Origin of the sequence: Pseudoalteromonas sp. TB41, assembly GCF_000497975.1 — a bacterium.
In the GTDB taxonomy this organism is placed as follows: Bacteria; Pseudomonadota; Gammaproteobacteria; order Enterobacterales; family Alteromonadaceae; genus Pseudoalteromonas; species Pseudoalteromonas tetraodonis.
In genome coordinates, this window is sequence record NZ_AUTH01000095.1 from 1 (window position 1) to 21,440 (window position 21,440).

Consider the following 21,440-nt stretch of genomic DNA (forward strand, 5'->3'; position numbering starts at 1 on the left):
TTGCCACATGGAGTGGGTTTGTTTATGTCGCTTTCGTGATAGATGTTTTTTCACGATACATTGTAGGTTGGCGTGTATCAACGACAATGCACACAGAGCTTATTCTTGATGCGTTAGAGCAAGCTATTTGGCATCGTGGCAACCCCGAAGGGTTAATTCACCACAGCGACAGAGGCAGCCAATATTTGTCTATACGATACACTGAGCGACTTGCTGAAGCTGGAATTCAAGCGTCTGTAGGCAGTGTGGGTGACTCTTATGACAATGCATTGGCTGAAACAATAAATGGATTATTTAAAACAGAGATTATTCGCAGAAATGGCCCGTGGAAGAATGTTGATGCTGTTGAATACGCAACGTTAGAGTGGGTCAATTGGTTTAATAATCAACGCTTATTATCTTCAATTGGGTATATTTCACCAGCTCAATATGAAACAGACTACTATGATAATTTAAACGAGTCAGGTAAAGTGGCCTGACTTAAACAAACTGGTCTCCGATGAACTCGGGGCGATTCACATTAATTATTGCTGCTATTGCCTGTTATTCTTATGGTAGCACTACTGGCTTATTTATTTTTATTATTGCGGGCTTTGTTTTTGAAATGGCATTTTGGTTTAAGGTGTTTCCTATAAAAAGAAATCATCATGATAGGAAGCCTATTTAACCGTCTTAAAAAATGAATTTTTAAGTGGGCTTGCGACTTTGAAAATAGAATAAATAATTAGTCTGCTATTACTTTGCTTAAATATTAGAAAGGCTGCATTTTCTGCAGCCTTTTGGTTTTTTAAACTCAGTGGGTAACTCGATCGCCCCAAATGTCTTCTAGGCGACTATCACGGCCACAACGCCAGCGATAGGTGTTATAACGAATAGGATTATTTTTGTAGTAATCTTGGTGATAACTTTCATCGCCCTTTATCGGGTAAAAGGTTTTAGCATCGAGAATAGGGGTTACTACTGTTTGCTCAGGAAATTCGTTAACTACCGCTTGTTTAGATTGCTTAGCTAATTGTCGCTGTTGCTCATTAGCAACAAAAATCGCACTACGGTAGCTTGGGCCTTTATCACAAAACTGACCTTTTGCGTCAAAAGGATCAATATTCACCCAGTAATGGTTTAAAATATCTTGATAGCTTAATACATTAGTGTTGTAGGTAACCAGAACAGCTTCGTAGTGGCCTTGGTGATTACCATTGTAGGTTGGATTTTTAAGTTCACCACCAGTAAACCCTGAGATCACATCGGTTACACCTTCGAGTTTTTCAAAGTCACTTTCCATACACCAAAAACAGCCACCGGCTAAAATAGCTTGTTCGGTTTTAGCGTATGTTAATGAGCTAAACATAATCCCCATAGAGGTCAATGCTAGCGCTAATGTGTGTTTCATAAAAATGTTCACCTTTAGTTATGTATAAAAACTTGTATAGTAAGACCCGCTAACTTTAAAAACTCTTTCATTACAAAGTTGCTTAAGGGTTTGAACTCACTTTATATAAAACGGATGCGAGATATGAAAAGTTTAATGACGAATGATCATTTTCATGATGAATTATTAATCATTTTACAAAACAACTTTGCTCCCTCAGGGTATAAACTACCAAACGCTGATGAGTTGATACCTCATAATCAAAATGCCCAATACCATGGCTATGCATTTACTTTAAACCAAAAACGTATAATTTACAGAAAAGCTAAAATTACACCCGACAGACCTGGCGCTTTTTTAGCACTATGGAAACGCCCAGCGGATTTGAGTAATTCTAAACCAATTCCATTGGCCAATGAGTTTGACTATTTATTAGTAGCGGTTTCAAGTGATGGATTAACCACTAGTAACAACCAAGTAGCAAATACACAAAGCGGTTTCTTTTTATTTCCGGTTGGGTTGTTAGTTAAAAAAGGCATCGTCACAGGTAGAAACCAAAAAGGCAAAACGGCTTTTAGAGTATTTCCGCCTTGGAGCGAAAGTAGGGCATTAAAAGGGACTGGCGCATTTAGTAACTCTGCTAAAGTTACTCAGCGTTGGCAATGCGATTATTTTTTAAATCAGAACCAACATGGCTTAGTTGATTTAATTAAGTTAAACAATATTTTAGCTAACGCTGTTTAAATTTGAATTATTAAGTCACTCTACGAGCATTGTCATATATAAGGTTGTTTACTAAAGTGAAATTATAACCTTATGTAAATTTGAAAGGGGAAATCATGAACCAGTTAACCGAAAAGTCAATTAGTTGTCCTTACTGTGGTGAGTCAATGGATGTATTAATTGATGTAGCCGACCTTGATGAGCAATACATAGAAGACTGCCAAGTATGCTGTAAGCCTATTACGTTTGTGGTATTTGATGATGAAGACGAGCTTGGCGTAAATGTGTATAGCGAAGATGACGCGTTTTGAAGGAATCAACAAGGCGAATGACATTACAACCACTTAATAATACGCATATTATCGAGCTAATGAGTTGGTTTAATGATCAACATGACATAACTCAATGGGCTGGCCCTTACTTTAGGTACCCATTTACGGCGCAGACTTTTATTGAAGACTTAAACCTTGATGTCTCGACTTCTTTTGTATTGGTTGGACAACAAAACGTATTACTCGCTTTTGGGCAATATTATCAACAAAAAAACAAATGTCATTTGGCGCGTTTAATAGTAAACCCTATACGAAGGGGGGAGGGAATTGCAGCCACCCTAATTAAAGCATTATGTAAACATGGGCAATTAAACTTAAATGTTAATGATTGCTCATTGTTTGTTTATAAAAACAACCTAGCAGCAGTATCGGCTTATAAAAAGCTAGGCTTTAAAGTTGCTGCTAATACCCCAGAAAATCAAAACTTAAGCCCATTACCAGAAAACTGTGTACATATGGTTAAGTGATAAATTTTGTTTAATTTAGCTATTTTGCTGTTCACGCGCTAATTGGTTAGGCAGCAACTGCTCTACAATTTCTCTCGCTGGTAAGGTGTAACGTACACCATCAAACATAACCGACGTAAACTCGTTAATATTAGTAATGCCGGTAAGGGTCCAACCTTCACCACGTTTTGGGCAGTAAACAGTAGTAGTTGGTTGTATTACTTTAAAATTGTCACTCATAGTTTATCTCAATTAATGCTTGTGAATACGGTATGGTAAGTTAATAATGACGCTCTATAAAGTGCTATTTAAAGCGCGTTTACTTTATTTGGCGTAGGCATGTTTAAAACTATAAAATTACCCCGCGTTACCTTACGTTTAATTACCCACAAACACGGCGCAGCGCTATTAACAATTTTAAATAATCCACTCGTTTATGAGTTTAACGATTATAAAACCCCGCTAAATAAAGAGCATATTAAGCAGTTAATTCAAGATGATATCTCGAGTTATTACCAAGGTGAAGGTGTTCGGCTTGCGATTGAACATAATATATCTGGCGACCTAATTGGTACCTGTGGTTTATATAACATAAATAGCCAAACCAAAAGTGCTTATTTGGGCTTCGAACTCGATCCTTTTTATTGGCAGCAAGGTTTAATGCAAGAAGTGCTGCGCGGTTTTATGAGCCAGATACCGATTGTATTAAAGATAGAGCAATTATATGCTGAAATTCACGGACATAACGTTCGTAGTTATAATTTACTGACTAAGCTTGGGTTTGTGTTAAACGAGCAATTAAACAATGGTATTTGGCATAAGCAATTAACTAAAATGGGTGACGCATGAGAATAAAAAAAGCGATTATTTTAAATGTGTTGCTTGCTGTTAGTGTATTTGGGGTTACAACAATTGGGTTTAGTTATTACAAAAATGATGTATCAGATTTTGTTGATGTAACCCTAGATTCAAAGGTGCTTAATGAGTCTCGTAAGGTATTTATAAGGTTCCCCGATGATTTTGATAAAAATAAAGCGTATCCACTTATTATAAAAACAGATGGTAATTTTAATTTAGCTAATTGGGATAAAGCGCTAAAAGCATTAAATCCTGAAAGTATATTAAATAAGGCTATTTTAGTTGCTATACCTAATCAGTTTTTTACTGATACCCGAAATCGTGATCTTGTACCACCTTATGCAAGGAAGGACGTAAATACAAATCCTCGACCTAAACATGAAACTTCGCCAGAAATTTTTGGTAAAGCTGATTTGTTTTTAGCTTTTATAGAGCAAGAGCTACTTACTTATTTAGAGGCTAACTACAGGTTAACTGAAAACCGTATATTAACGGGATTTTCGGCAGGGGGCAGTTTTACTTTATATACGCTGCATACCAAACCATCGCTATTTAATGGTTACTTTGCATTTAGCCCTGCGGCTTGGTATGACGATATGACCGTAGTAAATCATTTTAATACCTTTTTACAAGTTAAAACACAGAGCTACTATAGACCCGCCTTATTATATTTTACTGTTGGCGGGGCTGAGCATAAATTAATGCTTGAGGCGTATAATAACTTGGAGCAAAGTTTAGTAAGCCATACTAGTAACTGGTTAGTGTGGGGCAGTAAAGTAAACCCTGATGCAAAGCATAATGATAATCCTGCATTGAGTATTACGGGGGCTTTAATGGCCTATGATGAATTTATTAATTAATAATATTGTTAAACTTTAATTAAGAGTAGTACTAGCAAAACGGCTTAACTGTATATATGTACAGTTAAGCCGTTTTGCTATAAATTATTTTATGGTGTAAATGGCTGGTGGATGTAAGATAACACATGCAAGAACACATCATACTTAATTGTGTTTAAATGTAATCTTAGCAATGGCGTAATATAAATTATCGATTTACTCATAAGTGGAGTGGTGGGTTTATAACGCTTATTGAGTTTGGCTATCTGGATCGTTAAATAAAGAATTTAAATAACAAAAAAGGTGGGCGGTGCTTTATTTATATCAGCACCGATCTATACGTTTAGGACTTAATTACAAAAGCGCTATTTTATTACTTAACTGTCTAAGCATATTTTCAGCATTTGGTAAGGGATCGTTTAACCCATCGACCAAGGTCATAAAATAACAGTCCATCATTACGCTTGCTTTTGTTTCATCAAACTTCGGTTGTTCACTAAAAAGCAGTTGTTTAAATTCATCCATCTGCGCTTTAAAAAAAGACGTTCTCCAAATGATGTCGCTAATTAATAGCTTACTAAATTCACTATTTTCACAATAAAAAGAATAAAGCGGATGAGCGTAATGACGTAACTTTAAGCGAGGGGAGTGCTGCGTATCTAACTGCTTTGCTTGGTTAATAATAACGGCTATTTGTTGTTGCATACCGGCCATCAATAAATCAATTTTATTTTCAAAATGACTAAACACTGTACCTACAGCAACATTGGCTGCAACCGCTATTTCTCTTGTTGATGTGTGATCGTAACCTTGCAGCAAAAATAATTCCCATGCTGAAGCTAAAATTTTATCGCGTGTCTTTTCTTTTTTACTCATTATATTTCAATGCTTTACTTGTTTGTTAAATAAAAGGGCTAAATCATTATTTGATTAATTGAGCGCGCTCAATTAACATTGTGAGCACGCTCATTTTTATAAGGATGTTACATGAAGTTTATCAAACGTGTTATTGGTTATGTACTTTTTATTCCACTAATTTATTTTTATTCTTATTTGCTAGGGCCAATATTAAAAGCAGTTTTAGTCCCTGGAGGGGTTGCTTTTTTATGGCTTATTCTAGGGCCAACAGAGGGGACGCGTGCGTTAAAAAAAGCATTTAAGAAAAAATAGCTCAAGCTTCAACTAAACAAATCGAAAAAAAGCCCTGCTATTTTGCAGGGCTTTAAGTTTAGCTTTGTGATTTTAAGCTTGAAAGCTCAACTGATATTAAAGAACGTATCTAAAACCAAAAGCAATACCGTCATCTTCAGATTGCTCCATTAGCGCTTGCTGCTGTTTATTATTACTTTCAAAATCACCAAAGTCTTTACGTGCTTCTACATAAAGTTGTGTGTCTTGGTCAATTAAGTAATGCACACCAATAACTGCAAACTGACGCTTAAATACATCGTTAGGATCGGCATTAAAGTTTGGTTGAATTACGTAGTCATCACCTGCATCAAATAAGTTATAGGCAATAAATGGTCTAAAATCGTTATCAAAGCGATACGACACAAATGTTTCAATACCAATCGCATCTTTAATTAAACGACCTATGTTATCTGTATCGTGGTTTTCGTTTTTGTTGATATTAGCGGCTACATACAAGCCTGGCGCATCAATATTGCCCCAAATAACACCTGCACCATAAATTAAATCGTCAACAGAGCGGGTTGTTCCGTCGCCATACGTTAATTCAAACTCGCCACGGTTAATACCCGCGGTCAGTTTTAGCTTATCAGTCACGTTATAGGTTACTGCACCGCCAAACGTATAGTTAAATTCAACTTGTTGTGCAGCAGCATCTCCAGACTCAAAATTTGCTTGGCATTGTGATTCTGTAATATTACTTACATCACATGTATAAAAAGCGCTGTTTTTTAACTGAGTTTGAACACTAAAGTCAAAGTCGTTGTAGCTATTACGGTATTGCAGTGTTTTATCACCACGACCAGTACCATTTACTGCACCATCGTCTTTGTTGTAAGTGTAAACACCGGCAGCGTTACCATCCCATACATAGCTGTAGTTTGTTGCATACACAACATCAAACCACGCACCCCATTGTTTACCAATCGTAATTTGGCCGTATTTATCGTGTTTAAGTCCTGCATAACCTAAACGATTATATAAAAACTCATCCTGAATAGATTCAAAACGGTTGTTGTATACAATATCGCTACTGCCAACAGGGTTGACACCCCATTCAACTAAAGCCATTGCTTCCCAGCCGTTTTTTAGTTGGCGTTTAAAATCAAAATTAATTCGTGAGGCACCATTGACGATTTCGTTTTGACCTTGAGTATTTATCACTCGCGCATCAATATATCCGCCTACTGCGATTGTATTTTTTTTCATCCTTAAATACTTCTACTGCTGAAACACTTGGAGCAGCTAAAATACCCGCAATTGCTAGCGATACTAATTTTCTTTTCATTGTGTGTGCCTTGCCTAAATTAAAGACGTTTTTATAATTACTAAATTCGAAGTCGTGCAGACTAGCAAAGCAATAAAAGGCTCAAAAGTGAAAAATTATCAATGACAATTAGCACAAAACACGCAGCTTGTTCATTTTAAGTTAATGCTGTTTTTATTTTGTAGCCGCATAAACTGCCATTTAATTTTGGAATAAGACATTAGGCTTAAATGCAGGAGAGGGTGTGTTGAATTTTTTTCATAGTTGCGCCTGTCGGCATGGGTAGAGCTAAAACTCTAATACTATAAAAAACGTTAATATAGCCGTATTAATTGTTAATAAAAGTAAAATGCGACCAAGTCGCCTGTAAACGCGATTAAATAATTTATAAAGGGTTTTATGCTAGTTGTTTTTTTATTAAACATTTTTTTACTGCATCAACAGTACAATAATGAGTTTTACTCACCTTTTTAGCACATTTACTCGCCCAGTACTTTGGCTATTTAATTGCTTTTATAGTTAATAAACAGCCACCGTTTACTTTGAGTTTGGTGCTATAAACTTTCATAGAAAAAAACGGTGATTTGGTTTAAACTGCGCGCAATTTAAATACTTCAGTCTCCCTTGGAGGGTAGCGCTATTATTAGTACAGCTAACATCACCATGCAATTTGGTGCTAAACCGTTATTTGAAAATATCTCAGCTAAATTTGGCGAATCAAACCGTTATGGTTTAATTGGTGCTAATGGTTGTGGTAAGTCGACCTTTATGAAAATCCTTAGTGGTGAATTAGAACCATCTTCGGGTAACGTAAGTACTGATCCAAATGAGCGCGTTGCTAAACTAAACCAAGATCAATTCGCCTACGAAGAATATTCTGTTATTGATACCGTGATTATGGGTCATAAGGAATTGTGGGATATCAAACAAGAACGTGACCGTATATATAGCCTACCTGAAATGAGTGAAGAAGACGGCATGAAAGTAGCCGATCTTGAAACTGAATTTGCTGAAATGGACGGTTACTCGGCTGAATCTAAAGCGGGTGAGTTACTATTAGGTGTGGGTATTGCTACAGAGCAGCACTACGGACCTATGTCAGAAATTGCACCAGGTTTTAAACTTCGTGTGCTTCTAGCTCAAGTTTTGTTTTCAGACCCTGATATCATGCTGCTCGATGAGCCTACCAATAACTTGGACATTTATACAATTAAGTGGCTTGAAGATGTATTGAATCAACGTGACTGTACCATGATCATCATCTCGCATGACCGTCACTTTTTAAATTCGGTATGTACGCACATGGCCGATATTGACTACGGTGAACTACGTATTTACCCGGGTAACTACGATGAATACATGTTTGCAGCTACTCAAGCACGCGAACGTTTATTAAGTGAAAACGCCAAAAAGAAAAGCCAAATAGCAGAGCTTCAACAATTTGTATCGCGCTTTTCTGCCAACGCATCAAAGGCAAAGCAAGCCACTTCACGTGCAAAACGAATTGATAAAATTCAATTAGACGAAGTAAAAGCGTCGTCACGTCAAACACCGTTTATTCGTTTTGAACAAGAAAAGCAGTTATTTCGTAACGCACTAGAAATGACTAGCTTATCTCAAGGTTTTGAAGAAACTTTATTCTCAGGCCTTGAGGGTTTGGTTGAAGTAGGTGAACGCATTGCTATTATTGGTGAAAATGGTGTGGGTAAAACAACATTATTAAACACTTTAGCAGGACGTTTAGCGCCTAAAAGCGGTGAGTTTAAATGGTCTGAAAATGCAAACATTGGCTACTATGCACAAGATCATGCCGATGAGTTTGAAAAAGACATGAATTTGTTTGAGTGGATGGAGCAATGGCAACAAGAGGGCGACGATGAGCAAGTAGTGCGTAGCTTCTTGGGTCGTATGTTGTTTTCACAAAACGATATCAAAAAATCTGTAAAAGTAATATCTGGTGGTGAGCAAGGTCGTATGCTGTTTGGTAAAATCATGATGCATAAACCAAATATCTTACTAATGGATGAGCCAACCAACCACATGGATATGGAATCAATTGAAGCGCTTAACTTAGCACTTGAAGCGTATGAAGGTACCTTGATGTTTGTGTCACACGACCGTCAGTTTGTATCATCAGTTGCCACCCGTATTTGGGAAATTAAAGACGGTAAAGTTATCGACTTTAGAGGTAACTACTCAGAATATTTAGCGAGTAAAGAAGCTTAATTGCTGATTGTTTCGCTGTTTAAAAAAAGCCATCTTTAACATGGCTTTTTTATTGCCTGCTGGTCGCATTAGTGCAGCATTTAAGTATATAATACCCGCCATAAAACCGGACATAAGTCCGCTATTTTTAAAATACATTACTGAGGAGTATTTATGACTGTTGGCATTATTATGGGTTCTAAATCAGATTGGCCAACCATGGAACACGCCGCCCTTATGCTAGAAAAATTTGGCATTGAGTATGAAACTAAAGTGGTTTCTGCCCACCGCACTCCTCAATTACTTGCCGATTACGCAAGTTCAGCCGCAGAACGCGGTATTAAAGTTATTATTGCAGGCGCAGGTGGCGCGGCGCACTTACCGGGTATGGCGGCGGCGTTTACATCTCTGCCAGTTTTAGGCGTACCCGTTAAATCTAAAGCGCTAAACGGTGTAGACTCTCTGTTATCTATTTGCCAAATGCCAAAAGGTGTTGCGGTAGGTACTCTTGCTATTGGTGAGCCTGGTGCTGCAAATGCAGGTTTATTAGCAGCACAAATTTTAGGATGTCAAAATCCAGAAATATTCGCAAAAATCGAAGCGTTCCGTAAAGAACAAACTGAGACTGTTTTAGCTAACCCAAATCCTGCAGAGTGATCATGAATATTTTAATTTTAGGGGCAGGGCAGCTAGCACGAATGATGAGCTTAGCTGGTGCACCGCTTAATTTAAATGTGGTTGCTTATGATGTAGGCAGCAAAAAGATTGTACATCCGCTTACAAACGAAGTGTACCCAACAACGCTCGAACAAGCGATAGAAAACGCTGATGCTATTACGGCCGAGTTTGAACATATTCCAGATGATGTACTTACACAGTGTTGTAATAGCAATAAGTTTTATCCGGGCAAACAAGCCATTAAAACCGGTGGCGACCGTGCGCTTGAAAAAGCGCTCCTAGATAAAACCGCGGTGGCATGCGCGCCATATCAATTAATTACAGAAAAAGCGCATCTTGAACTCGCGGTTCAAACACTTGGTAAGCCATTAGTCATTAAAACATGCCAAGCGGGTTACGATGGTAAAGGTCAATGGCGTTTAAAATCAGACGATCAAATTGAACAGATTTGGGCTGAAATGGCTGATTTTATTGCATCAGGCACTGAGCACGCTCCGCACACCATAATTGCAGAAAAAATGATCCCGTTTGATCGTGAAGTCTCTATTATTGGTGCGCGCGATAAACACGGCCATGTTGCTATTTATCCATTAACTGAAAACGAGCACACCGAGGGTGTGTTAACGCTTTCGGTTGCAGGTAAAAACAATAATAGCCAACTAGAGCAACAAGCAATCACGGCATTTACCCGAATTGCTAATGAGCTTGATTATGTGGGTGTACTCGCCATTGAGTTTTTTGATGTGCAAGGTACATTACTGGTTAATGAAATTGCGCCGCGAGTTCATAACTCAGGCCATTGGACGCAACAAGGTGCTCATTGCTCGCAATTTGAAAACCATATGCGCGCTGTTGCCGGCTTACCTTTAGGTAGTACGCAACTTAAGCAACCGACTGCTATGATAAATGTATTAGGCCAAGCACAAATCCCTACTGATGTGTTAAAAACAGCAGATGTTACCAGCCATTGGTACGGTAAAAGTGTAAAACCTGGTCGCAAAATGGGCCACATTAATGTATCTGCTGATAATTTACAGCAATTAGGTGAACGCCTTGGTGAACTCGCAATGTGTTTACCAGAGCAAGATTACCCCGGTGTATTAGCTACCAGCAAATCGCTATTATAAGTTAAAAAACAAAGCGATAAATTGAACTTAACTTCAATATATCGCTTTACCTTCTAAAGGTTCTTTTCAATGATCCATCCAAAGTTTCGTACTATTGTGTTTGCCTTTTTTATGGCACTTTTCATGTCAGGTTTTATGTCGTTAGTTATTTCTCTATTTAATGTTGGTATGGTCGATAACATCGTATCTATCTGGCTTAAAGCGTGGTTATTTGCCTTTTGTATTGCCTTTCCAACGGTTATATTTGTTGCCCCCGTTGTCCACAAACTGACTAATAAACTCATTCGCGCTTAACGTTATGATTATCGCTAAATTACATAAACCTGTATTTATAATATTACTGGCTTTGTGCATCACTCCATTTATTGGCGCTGGTAGTGCCTTGGTTATGGGGGCGTTATTTGCGATTACATTGGGTAACCCGTTTGCTGAGTTATCACAAAAGGCCAGTAAATGGATGCTAAAGTTGGCGGTTGTGGGGTTGGGGTTTGCTGTTGATTTTAATCAGGTAATTGAGGTTGGTCGCAGCTCTTTAGTGTTAACAATTGTCAGTATTACTGCCATAATTGGGCTTGGCGAAATTTTAACTCAAGTGTTTAAACTTAATCGTAACACAGGCGTGTTAATTTCCTTTGGAACCGCTATTTGTGGTGGTAGCGCTATTGCGGCCATGGCACCGGTTATAAAAGCTAGAGATCACGAAGTCGCTGTTGCCTTAGGGATTGTATTTTTACTCAATGGCATGGGATTATTGTTGTTTCCCGCAATTGGGCACTATTTTGAGTTAACCCAACAGCAATTTGGTTTGTGGGCCGCATTAGCCATTCATGATACTAGCAGCGTAGTGGGGGCATCGGCTACTTATGGTGTTGTGGCACTGAGTATTGCCACTACGGTAAAATTGACCCGTGCGATGTGGATCATTCCTTATACAGCGGTTGCGGGAGTGTTTATGCGCTCTGATGAAAAGGCGAGTATTCCTTTATTTATTGTGGGCTTTTTATTAGCTGCATTAATTAATACTTATATGCCGTCGTTTTCATCCACATGGGAACTCATTAATAGTGCAGCTAAGCAATTATTAGTGGTTACACTGTTTTTAATTGGCAGTGGTTTGTCACTATCGGTTCTTAAGCAAGCAGGTATAAAGCCATTTTTGATGGCAATTACTTTGTGGGTTATAGTCAGCAGCACAATTTTATTATTAATTATAGATGGATTCATATAATGAAACGTAATCTTAGTATTACAGCAATCAGTAGTGTGTTATTTGCTGTTTTTTCTAGCAGCCCTGTATTGGCTGAATCGCTACGCGTAGCAACCTTTAATGTCAGTATGGATGCCACTAATTACACCGCTAAAAATGAACAAGTAAAAAGTGATGCACTGGTAAATGCACTGCGTTCAAACCACCAGCAAATTAAAAATATTGCTGAAATAATCCAGCGCGTCCGCCCAGATGTAGTACTACTCAATGAGTTTGACTACATTCCAAAAGAGCAAGGTATCGAGTATTTTAAAAGCCATTATTTAAATGTAGGGCAAAATAATCAAGCAGTAATTGATTACCCATACGTTTACATTGCCCCCGTTAATACCGGCTTAGCAACTGAGTTTGACTTGGACAATAACGGCAAAAAAACTGGGGTAATGGGTGATGCACAGGGCTTTGGTTTTTTTGAAGGCCATTACGCAATGGCGTTTTTATCTCGCTACCCGATTGATTTTGACAACATCAGAACCCTGCAAACCTTTAAGCACAAAGATTTACCTAATGTACAAATGCCGGTTGACCCAAAAACTAATACCAATTGGTATAACGAAGAAGAATGGAATACTTTACGTTTAAGCTCTAAATCTTTTTGGGATATACCCGTAAAAGTAAACGATAAAGTAGTCCATATGCTAGCGTCGCACCCAACACCACCTGTGTTTGATGGCGAAGAAGACAGAAACGGTATTCGTAACCATGATGAAATTAGGCTTATTGCCGATTACGTTAATAACGAAAGTTACCTTTATGATGATAATGGTAAAAAGGGTGGGCTTGCAGCAAAATCGCGATTTGTGATTTTAGGTGACCTAAATGCCGCCCCTGAGGGCGATAAAAAGCGCACAAATACAACAGATCAGTTACTTAAAAGCCCGATGATTAATGCCGGTTTTATTCCAACCAGTGAGGGCGCTAAAGAGCAATACCCACAAGCTTATGCTAAAAATTATACTGCTAATTGGCAGGCACGCGTTGATTACGTTCTGCCTTCAAATTATGGGCTAACCATTAAAGATGGTGGCGTATTTTGGCCGAAAAAACAAAGCGAATTGTACCGTTTAATCAAAGATAGAAACGCATCAAGTGACCACCGTATGGTATGGCTTGATTTAACGGTTGAATAAACGGGTTACTCACCCCGATATCAGCGTTGTTTATCTTAAATAATTGCAATTATAAAGGTGCTTCTGCTTAAATACGGTTAATTATAATAACCGTCAAGAAGCACTATGATTTTTAAATTTTCATCTTCTAAAACACTTGTTGCAATGGCTGTTGCGTCAAGTGTTATGTTAGCGGGCTGTACAGCAACCGCCACAACTTCTAATGACTCAGCTATTCAAACAAATACCAAGGTTGCAAGTGTTGTTAACACACCTGCAGACATGGGTGTCTCAAAAATTACGCTTGAACAAGCGATGGCTCACCCTGATTGGATTGGACGCCAACCGCAAAGTGCATTTTGGAGTGCTGACTCAAGTACCGTTATTTACGCGCGTAAACAACAAGGTAGTGAGCTAAGAGATTTATTCACTCAAGCTGTAAACGCTCAAACAGCAGAGCAAGTGGCTTTAAATCAGCTTCACAGCGTAGGCTCAAGTAAAGCTGTTTTTTCTAACGATAAATCACTTCAAGCTTATGTGTTTGAAGGCAACATATTTATTAAAAACGTAAAGTCAGGTGTAATTAAGCAAATTACGCAAAGCTCAGCCACCGAGTCAAAACCACAATTTTTAAACGATGGTAATTTAGCGTATCGCCAAGGTAATATCTTTTTTAAAGTAGATTTAACCACAGGTTTAACCCGTGAAATTGCTAATTTAAAACTGGCTGACAAACCACAAGGCGTAAAAGAGCCAACAACTTATATTGCCAAAGAACAACATAAGCTGATTGATTACATTGCACTGCAGCATAAAAACAAACAAGACAAGTATGCGCGAAATGAGCAAGTCAAAACTCAAAATAGCTCAATTGCCAACACGCATTACTATTTAGGCGATGGCAACACGGTTGATGAAGCCCAGCTTTCTCCAAATGGCGACGCGTTAATTGTGGTTGTTCAAGAAAAAAGTTCATGGCGTGGTGAAGGCGACATTATGCCTAACTACATCACTGATGATGCGACTATAGAGCCTAAAAAAGTTCGCCGTCGTGTGGCTGACGCTAAAGAGCAAACTTCTGAAATTGTTTATATTAACCTTGCAGATCAAAGCCAAACTACTTTAGGGTTTAATACCTTGCCTGGTTTTGATGAAGATGTACTCGCTGAGGTTAAAAAAGAAAACTATGCCCGCGAAGGCAAAACGTATAAGTCTAAGAAACAACCGCGTGGTATTAATGTAATTTCAGACTGGGGATGGGATCAATCGCCAATCAGCTGGAACGATGATGGCAGCCAAGTGGCGATTATGCTTGAAGCATGGGATAACAAAGATCGTTGGTTGGCCACTGTTGATTTTGAAAATAACAAACTCGTATCTCAACACCGTTTACATGACGATGCGTGGATTGCGTATGCGTTTAACGACTTTGGTTGGTTAAATGACTCAACCACGCTGTATTATTTATCGGAAGAGTCGGGGTACAGTCAGCTTTATAAAAAACCTTTAAATGGCAAGGCTACGGCTTTAACACAAGGTCAGTTTGAAGTGTCTGACTTAACGCTTACTGATGACAATAGTGCTATTTATTATAAAGCGAATATTGAGCATCCGGGTCTTTACGAAATATACCGCGTTAATCCACAAACAGGTGTTAGTGAGCAAGTAACCGACTTAAACGGTATGACGGATTACACCTTAAGCCCTGATCAATCTAAGTTATTACTTAGACATTCTAAAATCACTATGCCGACTGAACTTTATGTGGCAGAGGCTAAAGCAAACACAACCGCGACTCGTTTAACCAATACGGTATCTGATGCGTTTTTAGCTAAAAAACTCACAGCGCCTAAAATTGTTGCTGTGCCATCTAGTCATACAGAACAGCCCATATACGCCAAAGTCTATTACCCCGCTGATTACCAAGAGGGTGAAACAGGCAAAACCCGCAAAGCGGTTATTTTTAACCACGGTGCAGGGTACTTGCAAAATTCACATATGGGGTGGTCTGGCTACTTCCGTGAATTTATGTTCCATTCATTACTAGCAGATGAAGGTTATGTAGTAATGGATATGGATTACCGCGCATCTAAAGGCTATGGTCGTGATTGGCGAACGGCTATTTATCGCCAAATGGGAACACCTGAAACACAAGATCTAGCCGATGGCGTAAAATGGATGGCGGATAATGCCAATGTTAATACCCAAGCGGTAGGGACTTACGGTGGCTCTTATGGTGGGTTTATGACCTTCATGGCGTTATTTACCGCACCAGAGTTGTTTCAATCAGGCGCAGCGCTTCGTCCAGTGACTGATTGGGCTCATTACAACACAGGTTATACGGCTAACATTTTGAATCACCCTGATGTTGACCCGATTGCCTATGAGCGTAGTTCACCTATTTATTATGCAGAAGGGCTTAAAAAGCATTTATTAATAAATGCGCCTATGGTTGATGATAATGTGTTCTTTCAAGATTCAGTGCGTTTAGTACAGCGTTTAATAGAACTTGAAAAAGAAAACTTTGAAACAGCAATCTTCCCAGTAGAACCCCATGGTTTTGTTCAGCCTTCGAGCTGGTTAGATGAATACCGTCGAATTTATAAACTGTTTAAAGAAACGCTTTAATCGACTAAAAATAAAAACGCCACTTATGTGGCGTTTTTTTAACTGTGTTTATTATCGTTTTTGATGTGTTTTACAACCAGCGGCACAGCTAATATAACCCCACCAATTGCACCAATTAAATGCGCATCAACGGCCACCGTTGATTGAATGAGTTGACCTATTTCTGCGCTTGGACCATTAACTTGCTCAAGAATAAGTTTTATCCATACACCAATAAACAAGATATAACCTGATTTTAGCCCGACGGTGACATCTTTTATGGCCCCCCACACGATCACGCCATGCAATAGCGCACTTAGCCCTGTATAAATAATGATTGTTGGACAAAACCAATAAACACCCAAGCCACACCAAAGCGCAAGGAGTGCGATATTAAAGCTGTATTGCTTAGGTGTAGTATATTCACCGTGCAATAACCAAATAAGCGCGATACCAGCACAATTTAAACCTAAGTGTACCCAGTTGGCATGTACAAATTGGCTGGTAAATAAACGCCACAGTTGGCCATGTTCAATTAATGGGCGATTAAACTCAAGCTCATTGTTCATACCAAGCCATGCTAAGAGCGTACTTAATAAAATTAAACACAAGGGGGGTAAAACATAACGCGGCTGAAGAGGTAAATTAAGCATTTAATGATCATTTTTTATATTTATTTTTGCATATTGTGCCTGTTTAACTTTAAGATGCCAATTATCTTCCATGCAATTTAAGTTTAATCAGTAATTATGAATTTTAAGCTCAACTCTTTATTTGCTCTCTCTTTAAGTGCACTGTCTTTACCTTTATTTGCACAGCAAGCAAGCCAAATTGAAACCCGTGAACCAGAAGCCGCCACAGGGGTAGTACAAAAGCAATTAGTACCTGGCGATAAATACATGGTTGCGGCTGCAAATCCTTATGCCTCACAAGCGGGTAAGGCCATTTTAGCCCAAGGCGGAAGCGCCGTTGATGCGGCTATTGCCACCCAATTAGTGCTTACATTAGTTGAGCCGCAATCATCAGGCATTGGTGGAGGTACGTTTATGATGTATTACAACAAAGCTAACAATAAACTAACCAGTTTTGATGGTCGCGAAACAGCCCCCAGTAATGCCGATGAAAACCTGTTTTTAAATGAACATGGCAAAGCTGTTAAATGGATTGAAGCAGTTGTAGGTGGTCGCTCTGTAGGTGTACCAGGTATTTTACATGCGTTTGCCAGTGCCCATAAACAATATGGTAACTTGCCATGGGCAACGTTATTTAAGCCAGCTATTGCGCTTGCTGAACAAGGGTTTGAAGTATCTCCACGATTACATGGCTTACTCGTTAGGCAGTTAAACCCGGGTGTTATGAGTATGCCGGTCATAAATGAGTATTTTTTTCCCAATGGTGAAGTGATCAAAGTAGGCAGTATTAAAAAAAATCAGCCGCTTGCTAATTTATACAAAGACATTGCCTCACAAGGGATTGATGCTTTTTATAAAGGTGATAATGCAAAAGCCATGGTAAGTGCAGTGCAGAAATCAAAAATTGCCCCGGGTAAACTATCTGAGCAAGATCTTGCTAACTACACCAGCAAAGAGCGCGCCCCTGTATGTATTAAATACCGCGTTTACAAAGTGTGCTCAATGGCACCACCTAGTAGTGGCGGTGTTGCAGTGCTACAAATTTTAGGCTTGCTTGAACATAAAGATATGGCCAATATTAAAGCTAATAGCGCAGAGGCTATTCATTACTTTAGCCAAGCATCGCGCATTGCGTTTGCCGATCGAAATAAATACATTGGCGATCCTGATTTTACCCAAGTCCCTACCGAGGAGTTATTAAACAAAGACTATATCGCCACCCGCGCAAAATTAATCACTGAAAAAGATCAAAAAGCATTTCCTGGTGATCCAGTTGATTACTTAAGCTACGCAAATGATGACTCTTTTGAACTTCCGTCTACGTCACATGTCTCAATTGTTGATAGCAAAGGCAATGCTGTTTCGATGACCAGCTCTATAGAAATGGCGTTTGGTTCGACGGTCATGGTTAATGGCTTCATTTTAAACAATCAGCTGACTGATTTTTCACTTTCGCCGCGTAAAAATGGCAAGTTAGTGGCTAACAGAGTAGAAGCCCATAAACGTCCGCGCAGCTCAATGTCACCCGTGATGGTATTTAATCAAGATGGGAGCTTACGTTTAGTGGTCGGCTCTCCTGGTGGTAGTCGCATTATTGATTATGTAGCGCAAGTTGTTATTGGCGTTTTAGATTGGGATTTGAATGCGCAACAAGCCATTAATTTACCGCGAACCACTAATCGTAATGACTACACCAGCATTGAAAAAGGCACTGCACTTGAAGCGGTGGTACCAAAGCTTAAAAAGCGCGGCCATGATGTGCGTGTGATTGACTTAAACTCTGGGCTTCATGCGGTAGAAGTTAAAAACAACCGTTTGTATGGCGCCGCCGATCCTCGCAGGGAAGGGATGGCATTATCGGATTTAAGTAATAATAAAGCCTCATTTAAATTCTAAAACATGTATAATCAACAGCAGGTTTGCAGCTAATGTATTACCTGCTGTTATTTATGTAACAGCTTAATAGTTAATGATTATTTGATTGAAAATAGTATGTTAACTAACGTAAAAAATTAGCAAATCTAAAAATAACTGACACTGTTGTAATCATTGCACACAGCAAACGCTGGTCTAATGCCCGTTTTAATTTTTATAAACTCACAACAGCCAGCTAACATATTCACCAAATATGAGTGGCTTTATACTAAAGTAGCGCTTGTATTTGTAAATTTTCAATGGTCTGACAAGCTTAAATGTCATTGCAATTTAGCCTTTAACAATGATAATGGCAGATCATTACTTAAGATTCAGTAAAGCTTGGAAATATGACTACAAATACCGATCCAAATTATCTTTATATTCCTTATTCTGGCCCAGGCCTAATTGAAACCCCGCTATTGAATAAAGGAAGTGCTTTTAGCCAAAAAGAACGTGAAAACTTTAATCTTGCTGGTTTACTTCCTCCTCGTTACGAAACAATAGAAGAGCAAGTTGAGCGTTGTTACCAACAGTACTCAAGTTTTAACGACAACTTAAATAAGCACATTTATTTACGCGCCATTCAAGATAATAACGAAACGCTTTATTACCGATTAGTGCGCGATCATATCGAAGAAATGATGCCTATTATCTACACCCCAACAGTGGGTGATGCCTGTGAAAAGTTTTCTGATATTTATCGCAGTGCCCGTGGTTTATTTATTTCCTATGAAGATCGCTTTCACATTGACGATATTTTACGTAATGCCACAAAAGGCAAAGTAAAAGTGATTGTTGTTACCGACGGTGAGCGTATTTTAGGCCTTGGCGACCAAGGTATTGGCGGTATGGGGATTCCAATTGGTAAACTTTCTTTGTATACCGCGTGTGGCGGTATTAGCCCAGCTTATACGTTACCGGTTATGCTCGATGTGGGAACCAATAACGAAAAATTATTAAACGACCCAATGTACATGGGTGCTCGCCATAAACGTATTGCACAAGACGAATACGATGAGTTTTTAGACTTATTCATTAAAGCAGTTAAACGTCGCTGGCCAAATGTGTTACTGCAGTTTGAAGATTTTGCTCAGCCTAATGCAATGCCATTATTAAAGCGTTACCGCAACGAAATTTGTAGCTTTAATGATGACATTCAAGGTACTGCGTCGGTTACTGTGGGGTCTTTATTAGCAGCATGTCGTGTTAAAGGTGCTAAATTATCAACTCAAAAAGTTGTTTTTGTAGGCGCAGGCTCTGCAGGCTGTGGTATTGCTGAACAAATTGTTAGCACTATGGTTGCTGAGGGCATCAGTGAAGCACAGGCACGCAGCCAAGTATTTATGGTTGACCGTTTTGGCTTATTAACAGATGGTATGCAAGGCTTACGCGACTTCCAACAAATGTTAGCGCAACCAACGAGCTGCCTAGCAGATTGGACTTACAGCGGCGAATACGCGTCATTATTAGATGTAATGCACTGTGCTGAACCAGATATTTTAATTGGTGTATCTGGCCAACCTGGTTTATTTACCGAGCAAGTCATTCGCGCTATGCATGCTAAATGTGAATCGCCAATTATTTTCCCGTTAAGTAACCCATCTAAACAAGTAGAAGCCTACCCAGAAGATGTAATTAAATGGACTGATGGCAAAGCAATTGTTGCAACTGGCAGCCCATTCGACCCAGTTGTTTATAACGGCGTGACTTACCCAATTCCTCAATGTAACAACAGCTATATTTTCCCAGGTATTGGTTTAGGTGTAATTGCCGCTAAAGCAACGAGTATTACCGATGCGATGCTAATTATGTCGAGCGAAATGTTGGCTGAGTCGTCACCTTTAGCTAATACAGGTAAAGGCAGCTTACTACCGGCACTGACTGAAATTGAAACGCTTAGTAAACGTATTGCGTTTGCAGTGGCTAAAAAGGCAATTGAAGAGGGCGTTGCCCTTGAAATTTCAGACGATGCGCTGTGGTCAGCCATCGACAGAAACTACTGGTTACCGAAGTATCGTAACTACAAGCGTTGCAGCATTTAATGCTTCATTACTAAAAAACAGGCTTTTGCCTGTTTTTTTATGCTTGTTCATCTGCAATTAACCACATAAGGTGTTAACTAAGGCAATCAATTTAAAAGGATAGACCTATGAAAACACTTTCGATTTTAACGGCTGCTTTGCTAAGCACGTCAGCCTATGCAACTAATGCCCCAGAAGAGCCTCATATCTATGTAAAAGGTGAAGCATCGGTAACGACTATGCCCGATCATGTTTTATTAACAGTGGGTATTACTGAAATAGATAAAAACTTAATTGCCGCAAAAAAACAAACCGATACCACTATGGCCAGTGCAATAAGTTTAGTAAAAAAACTAGGGGTAGATGATGCGGATATTAATGCCGGTCAAATTTCTATATACCGTGATAACCAATATAATCGTGAAACAGGTAAACAAGAGTTTACTGGCTTTAAGGTATCAAGAACGCTCACCATTAAACTTTCTGCAATTAATAAATACCCTGAATTATTACAGAGCTTAGTTAATAATGGCATTAATGAAATTAGACAAACGCAATTTTTAGCTAGCAACTACGATGAGCTGCATAAAAAAGCACAAAAAATGGCAATTAAACAAGCCAAAGTCGCGGCAAAAGAGCTAAGTGACGACTTTGATGTAGAGTTAAAAGGCTTATATAGCGCGTCGTTAACCCCGCTTGATATGCCATCTACACCGTACATGCGCAGTGAAAAAGTAATGATGGCAGACAGTGCACCTGGTAATTATGTCCCTGATGCCTATCATGCGGGTGAAATTACAATTAGCGCGTCAAGCTATGCAATTTATTATATAGATTAGGGTTTGATGAACTTTC

21 protein-coding genes and 1 pseudogene are annotated in these 21,440 nt (G+C 38.9%); 17 read left to right on the top strand and 5 right to left on the bottom strand.

Going from position 1 to position 21,440, the window contains the following annotated elements:
- A partial coding sequence (locus tag L641_RS0116310) for an IS3 family transposase (protein WP_024601065.1) occupies positions 1 to 479 on the top strand: 479 nt, incomplete at its 5' end.
- Between the two features lie 314 nt (positions 480 to 793).
- On the opposite strand, the gene msrA is transcribed toward L641_RS0116310, so the two are convergent.
- Positions 794 to 1,390, bottom strand: a complete 597-nt coding sequence (gene msrA / locus L641_RS0116320; protein ID WP_024602484.1) for a peptide-methionine (S)-S-oxide reductase MsrA — start codon at positions 1,388 to 1,390, stop codon at positions 794 to 796.
- Between the two features lie 123 nt (positions 1,391 to 1,513).
- Here msrA and L641_RS0116325 point away from each other — a divergent pair, with 123 nt between their 5' ends.
- The 3 genes from L641_RS0116325 (at position 1,514) to L641_RS0116335 (ending at position 2,891) form a co-directional block, all read left to right on the top strand.
- Positions 1,514 to 2,113, top strand: coding sequence for a MepB family protein (locus L641_RS0116325; protein WP_024602485.1), 600 nt, complete (start codon positions 1,514 to 1,516; stop codon positions 2,111 to 2,113).
- A gap of 95 nt (positions 2,114 to 2,208) precedes the next feature.
- Complete coding sequence (locus L641_RS0116330) at positions 2,209 to 2,403, top strand: CPXCG motif-containing cysteine-rich protein (RefSeq protein WP_024602486.1); 195 nt, start codon at positions 2,209 to 2,211, stop codon at positions 2,401 to 2,403.
- 17 nt (positions 2,404 to 2,420) lie between these two features.
- Positions 2,421 to 2,891, top strand: a complete 471-nt coding sequence (locus L641_RS0116335; protein ID WP_024602487.1) for a GNAT family N-acetyltransferase — start codon at positions 2,421 to 2,423, stop codon at positions 2,889 to 2,891.
- A gap of 15 nt (positions 2,892 to 2,906) precedes the next feature.
- Here L641_RS0116335 and L641_RS0116340 read toward each other — a convergent pair whose 3' ends face one another.
- A complete protein-coding gene (locus tag L641_RS0116340; RefSeq protein WP_013464954.1) occupies positions 2,907 to 3,110 on the bottom strand; it encodes a hypothetical protein in 204 nt (67 codons plus the stop codon).
- A 99-nt stretch (positions 3,111 to 3,209) separates the two neighbouring features.
- Between L641_RS0116340 and L641_RS0116345 the strand changes: the two genes are divergently transcribed.
- Complete coding sequence (locus tag L641_RS0116345; RefSeq protein ID WP_024602488.1) at positions 3,210 to 3,719, top strand: GNAT family N-acetyltransferase; 510 nt, start codon at positions 3,210 to 3,212, stop codon at positions 3,717 to 3,719.
- On the top strand, positions 3,716 to 4,588 hold the full coding sequence (locus L641_RS0116350; protein ID WP_024602489.1) for an alpha/beta hydrolase-fold protein: 873 nt from the start codon (positions 3,716 to 3,718) through the stop codon (positions 4,586 to 4,588). The genes L641_RS0116345 and L641_RS0116350 overlap by 4 nt, the downstream gene beginning before the upstream one ends.
- 333 nt (positions 4,589 to 4,921) lie before the next feature.
- Here the strand turns inward: L641_RS0116350 and L641_RS0116355 are convergent, their stop codons facing one another.
- Positions 4,922 to 5,443: a TetR/AcrR family transcriptional regulator gene (locus L641_RS0116355; RefSeq protein WP_024602490.1), complete on the bottom strand. Its 522-nt coding sequence runs from the start codon at positions 5,441 to 5,443 to the stop codon at positions 4,922 to 4,924.
- A 111-nt stretch (positions 5,444 to 5,554) separates the two neighbouring features.
- On the opposite strand from L641_RS0116355, the gene L641_RS0116360 reads away from it, so the two are divergent.
- Positions 5,555 to 5,737 carry a hypothetical protein gene (locus tag L641_RS0116360; RefSeq protein WP_024602491.1) on the top strand — a complete coding sequence of 61 codons (183 nt, stop codon included), beginning with the start codon at positions 5,555 to 5,557 and terminating at the stop codon, positions 5,735 to 5,737.
- Positions 5,738 to 5,833: 96 nt separating this feature from the next.
- Here L641_RS0116360 and L641_RS0116365 read toward each other — a convergent pair.
- Positions 5,834 to 7,043, bottom strand: a pseudogene (locus tag L641_RS0116365) (porin).
- Positions 7,044 to 7,661: 618 nt separating this feature from the next.
- Between L641_RS0116365 and L641_RS0116370 the strand changes: the two are divergent.
- From L641_RS0116370 to L641_RS0116405, 7 genes are all read left to right on the top strand, one after another.
- Positions 7,662 to 9,248, top strand: coding sequence for an ABC-F family ATPase (locus L641_RS0116370; RefSeq protein WP_076916071.1), 1,587 nt, complete (start codon positions 7,662 to 7,664; stop codon positions 9,246 to 9,248).
- A 153-nt stretch (positions 9,249 to 9,401) separates the two neighbouring features.
- Positions 9,402 to 9,884, top strand: coding sequence for a 5-(carboxyamino)imidazole ribonucleotide mutase (purE, locus tag L641_RS0116380; RefSeq protein WP_013464946.1), 483 nt, complete (start codon positions 9,402 to 9,404; stop codon positions 9,882 to 9,884).
- Between the two features lie 2 nt (positions 9,885 to 9,886).
- Entirely contained in the window at positions 9,887 to 11,032 is a 1,146-nt protein-coding gene (locus tag L641_RS0116385; protein ID WP_024602493.1) for a 5-(carboxyamino)imidazole ribonucleotide synthase, read from the top strand.
- A 69-nt stretch (positions 11,033 to 11,101) separates the two neighbouring features.
- Positions 11,102 to 11,326, top strand: coding sequence for a DUF2798 domain-containing protein (locus L641_RS0116390; RefSeq protein WP_013464944.1), 225 nt, complete (start codon positions 11,102 to 11,104; stop codon positions 11,324 to 11,326).
- A 4-nt stretch (positions 11,327 to 11,330) separates the two neighbouring features.
- Positions 11,331 to 12,260 carry a putative sulfate exporter family transporter gene (locus L641_RS0116395; protein ID WP_024602494.1) on the top strand — a complete coding sequence of 310 codons (930 nt, stop codon included), beginning with the start codon at positions 11,331 to 11,333 and terminating at the stop codon, positions 12,258 to 12,260.
- Positions 12,260 to 13,429 carry an endonuclease/exonuclease/phosphatase family protein gene (locus tag L641_RS0116400; RefSeq protein ID WP_024602495.1) on the top strand — a complete coding sequence of 390 codons (1,170 nt, stop codon included), beginning with the start codon at positions 12,260 to 12,262 and terminating at the stop codon, positions 13,427 to 13,429. Before L641_RS0116395 ends, L641_RS0116400 begins: the two co-directional genes overlap by 1 nt.
- 105 nt (positions 13,430 to 13,534) lie before the next feature.
- The gene (locus tag L641_RS0116405) at positions 13,535 to 16,036 is read left to right on the top strand and encodes a prolyl oligopeptidase family serine peptidase (RefSeq protein WP_024602496.1); all 2,502 of its coding nucleotides are present in this window, start codon (positions 13,535 to 13,537) and stop codon (positions 16,034 to 16,036) included.
- A gap of 38 nt (positions 16,037 to 16,074) precedes the next feature.
- On the opposite strand, the gene rrtA is transcribed toward L641_RS0116405, so the two are convergent.
- Positions 16,075 to 16,668, bottom strand: a complete 594-nt coding sequence (gene rrtA, locus L641_RS0116410; RefSeq protein ID WP_024602497.1) for a rhombosortase — start codon at positions 16,666 to 16,668, stop codon at positions 16,075 to 16,077.
- Between the two features lie 96 nt (positions 16,669 to 16,764).
- On the opposite strand from rrtA, the gene ggt reads away from it, so the two are divergent.
- The 3 genes from ggt (at position 16,765) to L641_RS0116430 (ending at position 21,424) form a co-directional block, all read left to right on the top strand.
- Positions 16,765 to 18,543: a gamma-glutamyltransferase gene (gene ggt, locus L641_RS0116415; protein ID WP_024602498.1), complete on the top strand. Its 1,779-nt coding sequence runs from the start codon at positions 16,765 to 16,767 to the stop codon at positions 18,541 to 18,543.
- A gap of 368 nt (positions 18,544 to 18,911) precedes the next feature.
- Positions 18,912 to 20,606, top strand: coding sequence for an NAD-dependent malic enzyme (locus L641_RS0116425; protein ID WP_024602499.1), 1,695 nt, complete (start codon positions 18,912 to 18,914; stop codon positions 20,604 to 20,606).
- Positions 20,607 to 20,713: 107 nt separating this feature from the next.
- Positions 20,714 to 21,424 carry an SIMPL domain-containing protein gene (locus tag L641_RS0116430; RefSeq protein WP_024602500.1) on the top strand — a complete coding sequence of 237 codons (711 nt, stop codon included), beginning with the start codon at positions 20,714 to 20,716 and terminating at the stop codon, positions 21,422 to 21,424.
- Positions 21,425 to 21,440: the final 16 nt, after the last annotated feature.